General features: G+C 70.6%; 11 protein-coding genes. 5 read left to right on the top strand and 6 right to left on the bottom strand.

Annotated elements, in window-relative coordinates:
- Positions 1–520 precede the first annotated feature (520 nt).
- Together B1L11_RS03505 and B1L11_RS03500 are read left to right on the top strand one after the other, a co-directional pair.
- A complete protein-coding gene (locus tag B1L11_RS03505; protein ID WP_218670875.1) occupies positions 521–3,652 on the top strand; it encodes a hypothetical protein in 3,132 nt (1,043 codons plus the stop codon).
- A 305-nt stretch (positions 3,653–3,957) separates the two neighbouring features.
- The gene (locus B1L11_RS03500) at positions 3,958–6,084 is read left to right on the top strand and encodes a glycoside hydrolase family 44 protein (RefSeq protein ID WP_079313112.1); all 2,127 of its coding nucleotides are present in this window, start codon (positions 3,958–3,960) and stop codon (positions 6,082–6,084) included.
- A 46-nt stretch (positions 6,085–6,130) separates the two neighbouring features.
- Here B1L11_RS03500 and B1L11_RS03495 read toward each other — a convergent pair whose 3' ends face one another.
- Complete coding sequence (locus B1L11_RS03495) at positions 6,131–6,448, bottom strand: hypothetical protein (RefSeq protein WP_143736870.1); 318 nt, start codon at positions 6,446–6,448, stop codon at positions 6,131–6,133.
- 384 nt (positions 6,449–6,832) lie between these two features.
- On the opposite strand from B1L11_RS03495, the gene B1L11_RS03490 reads away from it, so the two are divergent.
- Together B1L11_RS03490 and B1L11_RS03485 are read left to right on the top strand one after the other, a co-directional pair.
- Positions 6,833–8,173: a M1 family metallopeptidase gene (locus B1L11_RS03490; protein ID WP_079313108.1), complete on the top strand. Its 1,341-nt coding sequence runs from the start codon at positions 6,833–6,835 to the stop codon at positions 8,171–8,173.
- Between the two features lie 127 nt (positions 8,174–8,300).
- Positions 8,301–8,822, top strand: a complete 522-nt coding sequence (locus B1L11_RS03485; RefSeq protein ID WP_079313106.1) for a YbhB/YbcL family Raf kinase inhibitor-like protein — start codon at positions 8,301–8,303, stop codon at positions 8,820–8,822.
- 63 nt (positions 8,823–8,885) lie between these two features.
- On the opposite strand, the gene B1L11_RS03480 is transcribed toward B1L11_RS03485, so the two are convergent.
- Positions 8,886–9,275, bottom strand: a complete 390-nt coding sequence (locus B1L11_RS03480) for a VOC family protein (protein WP_079313104.1) — start codon at positions 9,273–9,275, stop codon at positions 8,886–8,888.
- A gap of 135 nt (positions 9,276–9,410) precedes the next feature.
- Between B1L11_RS03480 and B1L11_RS03475 the strand changes: the two genes are divergently transcribed.
- Positions 9,411–10,286 (top strand): sigma factor, encoded by an 876-nt coding sequence (locus tag B1L11_RS03475; protein WP_079313102.1) that lies wholly within the window; start codon positions 9,411–9,413, stop codon positions 10,284–10,286.
- Between the two features lie 40 nt (positions 10,287–10,326).
- Here the strand turns inward: B1L11_RS03475 and B1L11_RS03470 are convergent, their stop codons facing one another.
- Genes B1L11_RS03470 through B1L11_RS03455 form a run of 4 tightly spaced genes read right to left on the bottom strand, consistent with a single transcriptional unit; the run spans position 10,327 to position 14,169 of the window.
- On the bottom strand, positions 10,327–11,298 hold the full coding sequence (locus B1L11_RS03470; RefSeq protein ID WP_079313100.1) for a PDR/VanB family oxidoreductase: 972 nt from the start codon (positions 11,296–11,298) through the stop codon (positions 10,327–10,329).
- A gap of 34 nt (positions 11,299–11,332) precedes the next feature.
- A complete protein-coding gene (locus B1L11_RS03465) occupies positions 11,333–11,554 on the bottom strand; it encodes a hypothetical protein (RefSeq protein WP_079313098.1) in 222 nt (73 codons plus the stop codon).
- Complete coding sequence (locus B1L11_RS03460) at positions 11,551–12,618, bottom strand: aromatic ring-hydroxylating dioxygenase subunit alpha (RefSeq protein ID WP_218670874.1); 1,068 nt, start codon at positions 12,616–12,618, stop codon at positions 11,551–11,553. The genes B1L11_RS03465 and B1L11_RS03460 overlap by 4 nt, the downstream gene beginning before the upstream one ends.
- Before the next feature lie 3 nt (positions 12,619–12,621).
- Positions 12,622–14,169: a long-chain fatty acid--CoA ligase gene (locus B1L11_RS03455; RefSeq protein WP_079313096.1), complete on the bottom strand. Its 1,548-nt coding sequence runs from the start codon at positions 14,167–14,169 to the stop codon at positions 12,622–12,624.
- Between the last annotated feature and the right edge of the window lie 2 nt (positions 14,170–14,171).

Raw genomic sequence — 14,171 nt, 5'->3', positions numbered from 1 at the left:
CGGCGGCGCCCTCACCAGGACCCGGCGCCGGCAGCTTCCGCCATGTGCCCCCACTTCTGTCCGTTCGACCCGCAAAACGTTTTGTGTACCGTGAGAGCAGCATGCGTGCGCCCGGCGACGGGAGTCAAGGCGATAATCGCCGACCGTCGATCGCTGCTTACATCCGATCTCTCTCTGTCCAGCATTGTGAACGATCACAATAAATCGGGACATCACAGGCCCTTGACGGACAGAAACATCCGATGTTAACTGCGGCTGACAGTCCGGAGATCGCGGTTGTGCGCCACCTCGTGCCGGAGGCGGCGTGCGAAGCCCCCGGGCTGTGACACACGGGGAGAGGCCCGCGCGGCGCCGATCCGGTCGCCGACAGCCGGCACGGCACCGCGCGGCCTCTCCACCCCGTGATTCCCGTCCTCACTCACCGCCGCACCGACTCCCCGTCTCCCGCCGGACCGCGGGAGGCGGATCCGCCATGCCGCGACGCGTCCACCCGTCAGGGGGCGGCCACCACCACGAAAGGGTGAGCCATGTGATGAGGCTCCTGCGGCTCCTGCCGCTGCCCGCGCTCCTCGCGGGGTTGCTGACCGGCGGGATCGCCGCCCCGGCGCGCGCCTCGGCGGCCGACGCCGCCTTCGACCAGGCGAGCGGCACGCTGAACGTCGACTACGCGAGCTACCTGTCCAAGCACGACGTCGTCTACAACCGGCCCAACACCAACCCTCTGTACGGCCTGACCGTGGGCAACGGCCGCACCGGCGCCATGGTCTGGAGCCAGAACGGGCTGACGATGCAGACGTCAGGGGTCGACCTGTCCGAGCAGTCCGCGTACGCCGCCGGCCTGGTGAACTTGGCGACCACCCCGGCGATGGACTCGGGCTACTCCACCTACCAGCAGCGGCTGTCCCTCTATGACGGCACTCTGGTCACGAAGTACGACGACGACCGGACCGTCACCGTCATGGGGTCGCCGAACTCCGAGGTGATGGGCATCCATGTGGACGACGCGCGCGGCGGCGTGTCCGGTGTGACCCTCACGCTGAGCATGTGGGACCCCGCCACCGTCACCAACAGCGGCGACGTGCCCGATCTGAACACATGGAGGACGATCTCCACGTTCGCGGATGCCGGCATGGCCGGGCTGAGCCGGGGGCAGTCCGATCCGAACGGCTTCGGCTACACATTGGCGGCCACGGTCGAGGGCGCGAGCTTCTCCACCCAGGTGGTCGACTCGCGGACGGTCCGGCTGACCGTCACGCCGGCCTCCAGTTACACGATCTGGTTCACCGCGGCGAGCCGGATCAACGCCCCCGGCCGCGACTCCGTGGCGCAGGCCCGCACCCAGCTGAGCTCGGTCAGGTCGGCCGGGTACGCCACCACGTTCACCGGCTACAAGAACTGGTGGCACGCGTTCTGGGCCAGGTCGTTCGTGCAGTACTCCGGCCTGGGCGGCGACGCCGACTACCTGGAGAACGTGTACTACCTGTCCACCTACATGATCGCGGCCGGCGGCCACGGGAACTACCCCTTCCACTTCATCAACGGCGTCTTCCGGGCGACGCGGGACGAGACGAAGTGGAGCAACGCGTACTGGTACTGGAACCAGCGCGACGTCTACCTGTCCTTCCTCGCCTCCAACCACACCGAGCTCATCGACCGGCACGACAACCTGTACAGCCGGAACTACGCCGCCCTGAAGGCGTACACCCAGACGCGGTACGGCGTGGACGGCCTGTGGGTGCCGGAGACCATGGGCTGGGACGGCAACGCGCGCGGCACGGTCGGCAGCGACTACACCAAGAACATCCTGTCCACCGGCTACGAGGCCGCCTACAGCATGTACATGCGGTACCGCTATACCGACGACGCGGACTACCTGCGGAACGTGGCCTATCCCTTCATACGGGAGACCGCGAAGTTCTACTCGGCCATGCTGTCCCGCGACACGGCCACCGGCACCTACTACATGGCGAACTCCAACTCCCACGAGACGTACTGGAACGTACGCAACGCGATCACCGACCTGGCGGCCGTGCGCAGCCTGTTCCCGCTGGCGATACGGGTGAGCGCGCAGCTCGGGGCCGACTCCGGCCTGCGGTCGACCTGGCAGGACGTGCTCGATCACCTGACGCCGTACGTCGTCTCCAACGGCGCCTACCAGCCACACCAGCCGCCCCTCTCCCAGACCCGCAACAACGAGAACGTGGCGGCCGAGCTGATCTGGCCGTACGAGGTGACCGGCATCGGCTCCCCCGACTACCAGACGGCCCTGAACACCTGGAACCAGCGGCCCTTCCCCTATGGCAACGTGTGGTCCAACGACGCCGTGCAGGCCGCCCGGCTGGGCCTCGGCGACCAGGCCTACCAGGGCATGAGGACCATGCTGCAGAAGTACCAGAACTATCCGAACGGCATGACGAACAACACCAACGGCGTCTTCGAGTATCTGGGGGTACACCTGACGGCGCTGAACGAGTCGCTCATGCAGAGCTACAACGACAGGATCCGGGTGTTCCCGGCCGTGCCCGGCGACGCGTCGTTCGCCGGGAAGTTCACGCTCCTCGCCAAGGACGGCTTCCTCGTCAGCGCCGAGCGGGAGGCCGGCGAGGTCAAGTACGTCGGTCTGAAGAGCCTGTACGGCAAGCAGGCCACGGTCGTGAACCCGTGGAACGGCCAGCAGGCGCGGGTCCGGCGGGTGTCCGACGGTGCGATCCTGACCACGGGCTCCGGGACCGAGATCACGTTCGCGACGGCCCCCGGCGCGGTCTACGTGGTCGAGCGCACGGCCAAGCCGCTGAGCTCGTACGCGCAGGCCCGGCTGACCGGCACGGCGAACCAGGGCGTGAAGACCCTGAGCGGCACCGCGTCCACGCTGGGTCTGGGGGCCACGCAGAGCGGACTGGTGAACGACACCGAGCTCACCTACGACGCGAACTGGCACCACACGACGTCCCGCGGTTACGGCGACTTCAACGACGACACCCACCACACGACCACGGCTGGGGCGACCGCGCGATACACCTTCACCGGCACCGGCGTCGACTACCTGTCCGAGCGCAACGGCGACATGGGCAACGTGGACGTCTACATCGACGACGTCTTCCAAGCCAACGTGAACCTGTACGTGCCGGGGGCCAGGCAGGTCCAGCAGGTCGTCTACAGCAAGACCGGCCTGGCGAACGGACAGCACAGCATCAAGATCGTCAACAGGACCACATCGGTCGGCATGGTGGACGCCCTCCGGATCCGCACTCAGCAGGGCGGCGCCCCCGCCGTCAGCCTGCGTTCCCGGGCCAACAACCTGTACGTCACCGCCGCCACCGGGTCACCGCTTGTCGCGAGCAGGTCCGGCGTCGGCGTGAACGAGCAGTTCGACCGGATCGACCTCGGCGGTGGCGACATCGCGCTGCGCGCCCGGTCGAACGGCAAGTACGTGACGGCCGAGAGCGCCGGGGCGGAGCCCCTGATCGCCAATCGCGACGCGATCGGCCCCTGGGAGACCTTCCGGCAGGTCGCCAACCCGGACGGCACGATCAGCCTCAGGGCGCAGGCGAACGGCAGGTACGTCTGTGCCGAGAGCGGAGGCGCCCAGCCCCTGATCGCCAACCGCGACGCGATCGGCCCATGGGAGTCGTTCGACCTCGTGGCCACCTGACGCCCTCGTGGGCCCGACGCGGAAGCGGGACCTCCGTGCCCTGCCCGCTTCGGGCCGCCCGGACAGCGCGGACGGACCGAGCACCGCCCGGTCTCGACCCGTGGAACCAGTGTCCTCGTGAAACTTCCACCGGCAGGTGAGAGGGTGTGGCTGCTCAACGCCTATCCGCCGTACTCCAGCGAACCGCGTTCTTGTTCCCCCGCCCGGGTCTTGGCCAGCGTGATGGCCTGGCCGCGCGACGGGTGCTCCCCTCGCATCCGGCGGCCCCAGGACTTCCACGACCCCAGGGACTCGAGAGGAGACCCGTGCGAACGCGAACGCTCCCGATCGCCCTCACCGCGGCGATCGCCCTGTCGATCGGCGCGGCCGGGCAGGTGCCCGCCCTCGCGGCCGCCGACGGCCCGGCGCTGACGGTGGACGCCACCACCGGGCGGCACCCCATCAGCCCGTACATCTACGGGATGAACTTCGCCGACGAGGCGCTGGCCAAGGAACTGCGCCTCCCCGTACGCCGGTGGGGCGGCAACGCGACGACCCGCTACAACTACCTGTACGACACCAGCAACCGCGCCTCCGACTGGTACTTCGAGAACATCGCCGAGGACAACGCCGACCCGTCGAAACTGCCGGACGGCTCGACGACCGACCGGTTCGTCGAGCAGGACCGGCGCACCGGCACCGACACCATCCTCACCGTCCCGCTGATCGGCTGGGTCCCCAAGGGCCGCGACGCCTCCTGCGGGTTCTCCGTCGCCAAGTACGGCCCGCAGCAGCAGACCGACCAGTGGCGTCCCGACTGCGGCAACGGCGTGAAGCCCGACGGCACGAAGATCACCGGCAACGACCCCCACGACACGAGCGTCGAAGCCGGGGCGGCGTACGTGAAGGACTGGATCGGCCACCTCACCGGCAGGTACGGCACGGCCGCGGGCGGCGGCGTGAAGTTCTACAACCTCGACAACGAGCCCGATATCTGGCACAGCACACATCGTGACGTCCACCCCGAGGGTGCGAGTTCCGTCGAACTGCGCGACAAGGCCTACCTCATCGGCGCCGCCGTGAAGGCCGCCGACCCCGGGGCGAAGACGCTCGGTCCGGTCGGCTGGGGCTGGTCCTCCTGGGACTACTCCGGCCTCGACCAGGAGACCTGCGGCCGGACGAACTGCTGGTCGAACCCGCCGGACAAGGAGGTCCGCGGCGGCCTTCCGTTCACCACGTGGTATCTGCGGCAGATGAAGAAGTACGAGGACGAGCACGGCCTGCGCGTCCTCGACTACTTCGACGAGCACTTCTACCCGCAGGCGTCCGGCGTCGCCTTCGGCTCCGGCGGCGACCCGGCCACCGACGCCCTGCGGCTGCGCTCCACCCGGGCATTGTGGGACCCGTCGTACACGGACGAGAGCTGGATCAACACGCAGGTGCGGCTCATCCCCCGGATGAAGGAACTGGTGGCCGCCGAGTATCCCGGCACCAAGACCGCGATCACCGAGTACAACTGGGGCGCCCTCGACCACATCAACGGCGCCCTGGCCCAGGCCGACATCCTCGGCATCTTCGGCCGCGAGGGCCTCGACCTCGCCACCCTGTGGGGGCCGCCCACGGCCTCCCAGCCCGGCGCGTACGCCTTCCGGATGTACCTCAACTACGACGGCGAGGGCGGCCGGTTCGGCGAGACGGCGGTCGGCGCGACCAGCGCCGACCAGGGCAAGCTGGCGGTGTACGCCGCCGAGCGCGCCTCCGACAAGGCGCTCACGCTCGTCGTGGTGAACAAGACGGGCGACGACCTGACCAGCGAGGTCGCCGTCAAGGGACGCGACGGCGGAGCGACCGCCCAGGTCTACCGCTACGGGGCGGCCGACACGTCTGCCATCAGGCGCGACGCCGACGTGCAGGTCGGGGCAGGCGGCTTCACCGGCACGTTCCCGGCCAACTCGATCAGCACCATCGTGATCCCCGCCGGCACCGGCCCGTCGCCCTCCCCGTCGCCTTCTCCCTCACCGTCCCCCTCGCCGTCCCGAGCCCCTCCCCAGCCCGTCGCCCTCCGCGAGCCCCAGCCCGTCCCCGTCGCCCCAGTCCCCTCTCCCAGTTCCTCGCCGACGCCGGCGGCCACCTGCACGGTGACGTACGCGGTCACCAACCAGTGGCCCGGCGGCTTCCAGGCCGGGGTCCGGATCGTCAACCGGGGGACCGCGGCCGTGAAGGGCTGGCGGCTCGGCTGGACGTACGGCAACGGGCAGACCGTGACCCAGCTGTGGGACGGCTCGTACACCCAGAGCGGGTCGAAGGTCACGGTGACCAACGCCGGCTACAACGCCACGATCGCGGCGAACGGCGGCAGCGTGACCTTCGGCTTCCTCGGCCGCTGGGACAACGGTGCCAACCCCGCACCCCAGCAGTTCACGCTCAACGGCTCGCCCTGCGCGACGAGCTGACCAAACGATCCCGGTGCCGGCCTTCCCCGGCCGGCACCGCCGGGGGTCAGTCCACCATCGCGCCCTTGTCGCGTCCGCACGCGCTGACGTCGTCGTGCCGGCCGCAGGCTCTGACGAGGGTGAAATCACGCCAGACGGCCATCGGCGAGGAGACCGCCTGGCCCTCGCGGCTCACCGGGAAGGGGCCGCACCGATGCCACGGGCCGCCGCCCGGCGGCCAGACGTTGAGCCAGACCTCGTCACCCGGGCGGGTGCGGCCGGTGAGGGTCGCCCAGTAGTGCCACTCCCCGCGCGGGCCCGCGTCGCCGCGCCAGAGCGTGACGTCCACCTCGTTGCCCCACTTCCCGCTCGTCAGTGAGTACACGGGCCTGACGTTCTTCACCATCTCGGGGCTCGGCCACGGCCAGGCGCGGCAGTCGATAGGCCGATCACCGGCGGGGCCGGCGGAGGCCGCGCCGGAAGGGACAGACAGGAGCACGGTCGCGGCGACGATCGCCGTGGTGGTCCTGCCATGTCTGGTTCGAACCACCCTGGACCCCCCGAGTACGGCTGCCACCCGGACGAGTATCGATGACGGTCCGTGTCCATGCAATCGCATTAGGTGAAAGGCCGATCAGCGCCGGTCGGGGCAAATCTTGCGGATACAGGCACCAGAACGGCCAAAAAGCAATCATTGACCGACATTTGACAAAAAGTTACATTACGTCGGCAGATCGGGGGTTCGGGCGCTCGAAGGGAGACCCTCCTCATGGTGCGACGATTCCTGATCACCACGGCGGCGGCCGTGCTCGTCCTCGTCTGGGGCGTTCCGCCGGCCGCCCACGCGGTGGACGGGACCAGGACGCCCGGATCGCCCTCCTACACGGTCACCTTGACCAGCAACGCCTCGGGCAGCACGTGGACGGGGCACGAGAGCGTCACCTTCGCCAACCCGTCGGCGGACCCCCTGACGGAGGTCTACCTCCGCCTGTGGGACAACTACCACGGGGCATGCCCGTCCACGCCGGTCACCGTGACCAACGTGACCGGGGGCACGCCGTCCCCGCTGTCGGTCTCCTGCACCGCGATGAAGATCGCCCTGCCTGCCCCGCTCGCCCAGAACCAGAGCGCCTCGATCGGGTTCGACCTCAGCATCGTCGTGCCCAGCGGCGCCGATCGGTTCGGGCGCGACGGGTCCTACAACTTCATCGGCAACGCGCTGCCGGTGCTCGCGGTCCGCGACGCGAGCGGCTGGCACCTCGACCCGTACAGCAACAACGGCGAGTCCTTCTACGCGCTGACCAGCGACTACTCGGTGACGCTCGACCACCCGACGTCGCTGCTCGTGCCCGCGACCGGCACCTCCGTCGACACGCCGGGAGCGTCCGGCCGTACGATCACCACGGCGACCGCGAAGAAGGTCCGCGAGTTCGCATGGGCGGCCGGGCCGTTCGTCAAGACCACGAGCACCACCACGACGGGCGTCGTCGTGAACGTCTACCGGGTGAGCTCGATCAGCTCCGGCAGCGCGAGCTCGATGATGACCACCGCGAAGAACGCGCTCGTCGCACACGCGGGACGGTTCGGCGCCTACCCGTACGGCGAGGCGGACGTGGTGCTGGACAACAACTTCTGGTTCGGCGGCATGGAGTACCCGGGCTTCGTGCTCGACGTGGTCAGCTCCACCGCGCTCGCCCACGAACTGGCCCACCAATGGTGGTACGGGATCGTCGGCGACGACGAGTACGCCAGCCCGTGGCTGGACGAGTCGTTCACCGACTACGCCACCGACCTCTACAACGGCCTCTCGGGCACCAACTGCTGGAACAGCGTCTCCTGGCAGTCGTCGGCCGAGAAGATCAGCAACTCGATGGCCTACTGGGACGCCCATTCGAGCCGGTACGGCACCGTCGTCTACACCTACGGCAAGTGCGCCCTGCACGACCTGCGGCGCACGATCGGCACGACGGCGATGCAGAACCTGCTGAAGAACTACGCCGCGGCCCACTGGTACGGGGTCTCGACCACCGCGGAGTTCAAGGCCGCCGCCCAGGCCGCCACCTCCGTCGACCTGTCGTCGTTCTGGACCACCCACCGCATCGACGGCTGAGTTCACCGGGCGTCCCGCTCCCGGCCGGGAGCGGGACGCCCGCGTCGCTCCGATCCCGGCGGTCCGGTGTCGCACACGCCGGACGCGATGACGGGGCCGACACACTCCGGCCGCCTATCCTGGCCCAATGAAGATCGGCAAGCTGGTCGGCGGTGTCCTCCTGGCGGTCCTCCTCCCGGGGTGCTCGGCCGAGGGCGCATCGCCCACGGACGCTCTGAAGGTGAGCACCCCGGCCTTCGCCGAGGGCGCCAGGATCCCCAGGAAGCACGTGTGCGCGCGGCAGGGAGGTCAGGACGTCTCGCCCCCGCTCACCTGGAGCGGTGTGCCCGCCTCCGCTCGCGAGCTGGCGATCGTGGTGGACGACCCGGACGCTCCCGGCGGGACGTACATCCACTGGATCGTGACCGGCATCCCCGTCACCGTGACGAGCGTGCCCGAGGGCCGCGCCCCGGGGAAGGTCCTGCCGGGCAGCGACGGCAAGGCCGCCTACGCGGGGCCCTGCCCGCCGAGCGGGGTGCACCACTACCACTTCATCGTGTACGCGCTGCGCGGCCCGATCACGCCGGGCGGCGACGCGACAGCGGTGCACCAGCGGATCAAGGACGCGGCGATCGCCTCGGGCGAGACCGTCGGCACCTGGGGTGGCTGACGGGCGAATCCCCGGCCTCGCCGGGTGTGGCGCGTCCGGGGATTCCGTTTGAGGTCTACCTGGTCAGGAGGCGTAGGTGGTGACCTTCCACAGATAGCCGTCCGGGTCGCTGAAGTAGCCGAAGTACCCGCCCCACTGGGCGGGGGCCGCCTCCCTGACCACGCTGCCGCCGCCGGCCACCGCCTTCCGCATCATCTCATCCACCGCTTCCCGCGAGTCGGGGTTGAAGTGGAACGAGGCACCGCGGAATCCGGATCCCTCCGCGGAGACTCCGGCGTCCTGTGCCGCCGCCTCCCATTCGTAGAGCGCCAGCTGCGGAGATCCCTCGCCCAGACGCAACGAAACGAAGTGGGGGGTGTCCGTGTCGATCTCGCAGCCCAGGCCTTCGTAGAACTTCTTGGCCCGGGCCAGGTCCTCGACGCCGAGCATGATGGCGTTCACCTGCAGTGACATGGTTCTCTCCTGGTGGTTTCGGTGTTTTCGCCGGCCGAACCGGCAGGCCGGACATCCGGACCGGGCCCGAATGTCACATCGGCAGGGGTTCGCCGGTCATCTGGTATGACAGGCCGCGACGAAGGAATGTGACAGATGGTCGAGCAGGACTGGCTGAGCGAGCGGTTCGCCGAGCACCAGGGCCGCTTGCGAGCGGTGGCCTATCGGATGCTCGGCTCGCCCGGTGAAGCCGAGGACGCGGTGCAGGAGGCCTGGCTGCGGGTCAGCCGCGCCGACACCGGCCAGGTGGAGAATCCGGCCGGGTGGCTGACCACTGTCGTCGCCCGGGTCTGCCTGAACATGCTGGAGGCACGCCGGACCCGGCCTGAGGAGTCGGCCGGGACGCTGCCGCCCGAGCCGGCCGCGCCGCACGCGAACCTCCACCCGACGAGCCAGGCCGGCCCCGAGGACGAGGCGCTGCTGGCCGATTCGGTCGGTGTCGCGCTGATGGTGGTGCTGGACACTCTGACTCCCGCCGAGCGGCTCGCGTTCGTCCTGCACGACGTCTTCGCCGTGCCGTTCGACGAGATCGGCGCCATCGTCGGCCGCTCCCCCCGCGGCGGGCCCGGCAACTCGCCAGCCGCGCCCCGGCGCCGGGTGCAGGGAGCGGCCGGGGCATCCGAGGCCGCCCGATCCCCGAAGCGGGACATCGTCGCCGCCTTCCTCGCCGCCTCCCGGAACGGGGATTTCGCCGCCCTGCTCGATCTGCTCGATCCGGATGCCGTGGCCGGCGAGATCCGCGGCGCCGAGGCGGTGGCGGCCTTCTTCTCCGGACGAGCTCAGGCCGCCCGGCTCGCTCTGGTCGACGGCGTTCCTGCGGCCGTCTGGTCGCACCGCGGCCGGCCGAAGGCCGTCTTCACGTTCGCCGTCAGCGACGGGAAGATCACCCGCATCGCCGTCGACGCCGTCCCCGACCGGCTCCACGACCTCGACATCGTCTTCCTCGGCGCCGACGGCGAGGAGCGGCGGTGACGCCGGAGCGGCCGGCCGGCGACCTCCGCTCCGGAGCGGGTCAGAGTTCGAGGACGAGGCGGCCGGACCGGGCCCGCGACACGCAGATGAACATGACGTCCCCGGCCTCGCGCTCCTCCTCGGTGAGCAGGTGGTCGCGGTGGTCGGGCACCCCGCCGAGGACCGCCGTCTCGCAGGTGCCGCAGGTGCCCTCGCGGCAGGACGACAGCACCGCGACCCCCGCCTCCTCGACCACCTCCAGGATGGAGCGTCCCGCCGGCACGGTCAGCGTCGTTCCGGTCAGAGCTAGCTCCACCTCGAAGGCGCTCTCCGCCGTACTCTCCGCCGTGCCCGCGCCGTTCCGGGCCGCGGACACGAAGCGTTCCACGCGCAGCGCTCCCTTCGGCCAGGAGGCGCACCGCTGCTGCGCCGCCGCCAGCAGCGGCTCCGGTCCGCAGCAGTAGACGAGGGTGTCCGCCCGCGGGACGCCGAGCAGCGCGTCGAGGTCGAGCAGGCCCGTCTCGTCCTGCGGGCACAGCTCCACCCGGCCCGGGTGCTTCCGGACGAGCCGGTCGGCGAACGCCATCGAGGCCCGGGTGCGCCCGCCGTACACCAGCCGCCAGTCGGATCCGCGCCGCGCCGCCTCCTCGATCATGGGCAGGATCGGGGTGATGCCGATGCCGCCGGCCACGAACAGGTAACGGGGTGACTCGGCGAGGCCGAAGCGGTTGCGGGGACCGCGCACCCGGATCGTGTCGCCCTCGGCGAGCCGGTCGTGCACGTACGCGGAGCCGCCCCGCCCGCCGGGCTCCCTGAGCACCGCCACCTGGAAGATCGAGGGATCGCCGGGGTCGCCGCACAGCGAGTACTGCCTGACCAGTCCCGGGCCGAGCAGCAGGTCGACGTGGGCGCCCGGCGTCCAGGCGGGCAGCGGGCCGCCGTCGGGGCGGACGAGGCTCAGGAGGACGACGCCCTCGGCGACGGGCGCCTTGCCCGCCACCTTCACGTCGAACTCCGGTTCGGTGACGGGCATGGTCGCCGAGGCTTCCTTTCCGGTGGTGGTCGTCTCAGACGAGCGCGGCGGCCGGGGCCGGGGAGTCGTGTGCCTCCACGGGGCGGGGCCGGTGGCCCTCGGGGTGGCCGAGCAGCCAGTCCCACAAGGCCACCGGGTCCTCGAACTCGCGCTCCGCCCCGCAGAAGCAGGAGGCGTGCAGCCGGTCCGTCCCCGGCAGCCAGCGGATTCGGTAGACGGTGCGGCCGCCCCGCGCGCCGGCGTCGTCCGCGCTCATCGGGCGGCGGCCTCCGGTCGTACGGCACCGGCCTCGGCCATCCGGGCGAGGAGGCGGCGGGCGGCCAGCCCGCCGGTGTCGATGTTCACCGACAGCTCCTGGTATCGGTCCGGCTCCGCGGCGAGGACCTGCTCCAGCGTGTTGAGCGCGGCCACGTCCTGCAGCACGACGGTGCGATTGCTGTCCCGCAGGAAGTCCGAGACCTTCTCGTCGTCGAACGCGAAGTCGCGTGCCACCGCCCAGAAGTCGTACGTGGTGTTCTCCGTGGACGGGGTGATCGCGTACACGACCTCGACGTGGAAGGCGTGCGGGTCCGTGCCGTCGTCGGCGGGCGGGGGCGACCCGACCGGGGCGACCCGGCTGTGCAGCAGGTACAGGCACGGCGGGTGATACTCGATGTCCTGCCAGCGGGTGATCCGGCCCTTGATGCCGGTCGACTCGGCGTAGAACGGCGGGCAGGCCGCGTCGTCCATGTGGCGGCTGACGTAGACGACGCCCGCGTCCTCGTCCACCTCCGTCGTGATCGGGGTCTCGGCCACCTCCGGGGTGCCGATGTACCCGCCGTGCAGGTACGTCTCGTGGGACAGGTCGAGGAGGTTGTCCACGAGCAGGCCGTACCGCGCGTTCAGCGGCTCCATCCCGCACACCGTGGCGTAGTCGGGCGAGACGAGCCAGGGCGCGCGCGGCGGCAGCGTGCCGCCCGGCTCGCGGTCGCCGATCCACACCCAGACGAACGAGTCCTGCTCGACCACCGGATAGGTGCGCAGCCGCGCGGTACGCGGGATGCGCCGCTGTGCGGGCACGGCGACGCAGACGCCGTCCGGGCCGTAGGTGAAGCCGTGGTAGCCGCAGACCACGCGGTCGCCGACCAGGTGGCTGGGGGATTCCGACAGGGGGAACCGGCGGTGCACGCAGCGGTCGGCCATCGCCACCGCCCGCCCGTCCTCGGTGCGGTAGAGCAGGATCGGCTCGTTCAGGATGGTGCGGCCGAGCTGACGGCGGCCCACCTCGTGGCCGTAGGCGGCCACGTACCACTGGTTGCGCGCGAACTCGGTGACGATCACAGGTCACTCCTCGGGGTCGGCGGGCAGAGGCCGCCTGCGCAGGTCGGGTTTGCGGATCTTGCCGGAACCGGTCTTCGGCAGCGCGTCGACGACGTCGACGTAGACCGGGATCTTGTACTTCGCGAGCCGGGGGCGGAGGAAGTCGCGCAGTTCGCCGGGGGTGACGGCGGCGCCTGGGCGCGGCACGACGAAGGCGCGGCCGACCTCGCCCCATTTGTCGTCGGGCACCCCGACCACGGCGGCCTCCGCCACCGCCGGGTGCTCGAAGAGCGCGGCCTCGATCTCCGCCGGGTAGACGTTCTCGCCACCGGAGATGTACATGTCCTTCACCCGGTCGACGACGTGGAGGTGGCCCTCGTCGTCCAGGGTGGCGATGTCGCCGGAGTGGAACCAGCCGCCCTCGGCCAGCGCGGCGGCGGTCGCCTCCGGATCGCGCCAGTAGCCGGGGGTGACGTTCGGCCCCTGCACGAGCACCTCGCCCGGCTCGCCGGGCGCCACGGGGGTGAGGTCGGGCCCGACGACGCGCACGTTCGCGAAGAACACCGGGACCCCGGCGGAGCCCACCTTTCGCACGCTCTCGCCCGCCTCCAGGAAGGTCGCGCCCGGGGAGGTCTCGGTCATCCCGTAGCCCTGGCAGAAGACCAGGCCCCGTTCCTGGTAGGTGCGGATCAACGCGACCGGGATGGCCGCGCCTCCGGACATGAGGGTGCGCAGCGAGGACAGGTCGGCGCCGGGCCACCGGGGCGAACGCGCGAACGCGGCGAACATCGCGGTGACCCCGAACATCCAGGTGACCCGGTGCTTCTCGATGAGGTCGTAACACCGCTCGACGTCCCACGACGGCATGATGACCGAGGTTCCGCCCTTGAGGAAGGTCGGCAGCAGGGTCTGGTTCAGGGCCGCCACGTGGAACAGCGGCGCGCTGATCAGCGTGACCTCGGTGCTCGCCACGTCCACGCCGATCAGGACGTGGAAGCAGTTCCACGCCAGGTTGGCGTGGCTGAGCATGGCGCCCTTGGGCCGTCCGGTGGTGCCTGAGGTGTAGAGGATGAGCGCGATGTCGTCGAGCGCCACCGGGGTGTCGATCGGTGTGGGGTCGCCCTGCGACAGCCAGGTCTCGTAGTGCCGCTCCCCCTCCGCCGGGGACCCGAGCGCCACGACCGTGCGCAGGCCCGGGAACCCGGGGAGATCGCGGACCGCCGCCGCACACTGTTCCGCGCATTCCGGCGCGTAGACGAGGACCGACGCGCCCGAGTGCTCGAGCATGTACGCGATCTCGGGCGCGGCCAGCCGGAAGTTCAGCGGCACGAAGATCCCGCCGAGCACGTGGGTGGCGAACATCGTCTCGGCGAAGGCGACGTGGTTGGGACCGAGGTAGGCGACCCGGTCCCCCGCCCGCACCCCCGCGTCACGCAACCGCGACGCGAGCCTCGTCGTCCGCTCGTGGACCTCCGCGTAGCTGAGCGGCCGGTCCTCGTACACGAACGCGGTGCGGTCCGGGCTCATCTGGGCCCGGCGGGCCGGCCAGCCTCCCAGTCCGGCGTTGCGCATCG

Source organism: Microbispora sp. GKU 823 (assembly GCF_002027145.1).
In the GTDB taxonomy this organism is placed as follows: domain Bacteria; phylum Actinomycetota; class Actinomycetes; order Streptosporangiales; family Streptosporangiaceae; genus Microbispora; species Microbispora siamensis.
The sequence above is the reverse complement of the archived record's forward strand: the minus strand, read 5'-3'. Positions and strand labels throughout refer to the sequence as shown.

What these genes read in the sequence shown, in the direction of transcription:
- B1L11_RS03490 (WP_079313108.1), top strand. Translation starts at nt 6,833, where the DNA reads ATGGTGCGACGATTCCTGATCACCACGGCGGCGGCCGTGCTCGTCCTC.
- B1L11_RS03485 (WP_079313106.1), top strand. Translation starts at nt 8,301, where the DNA reads ATGAAGATCGGCAAGCTGGTCGGCGGTGTCCTCCTGGCGGTCCTCCTC.
- B1L11_RS03480 (WP_079313104.1), bottom strand. Translation starts at nt 9,275, where the DNA reads ATGTCACTGCAGGTGAACGCCATCATGCTCGGCGTCGAGGACCTGGCC.
- B1L11_RS03475 (WP_079313102.1), top strand. Translation starts at nt 9,411, where the DNA reads ATGGTCGAGCAGGACTGGCTGAGCGAGCGGTTCGCCGAGCACCAGGGC.
- B1L11_RS03470 (WP_079313100.1), bottom strand. Translation starts at nt 11,298, where the DNA reads ATGCCCGTCACCGAACCGGAGTTCGACGTGAAGGTGGCGGGCAAGGCG.
- B1L11_RS03465 (WP_079313098.1), bottom strand. Translation starts at nt 11,554, where the DNA reads ATGAGCGCGGACGACGCCGGCGCGCGGGGCGGCCGCACCGTCTACCGA.
- B1L11_RS03455 (WP_079313096.1), bottom strand. Translation starts at nt 14,169, where the DNA reads ATGCGCAACGCCGGACTGGGAGGCTGGCCGGCCCGCCGGGCCCAGATG.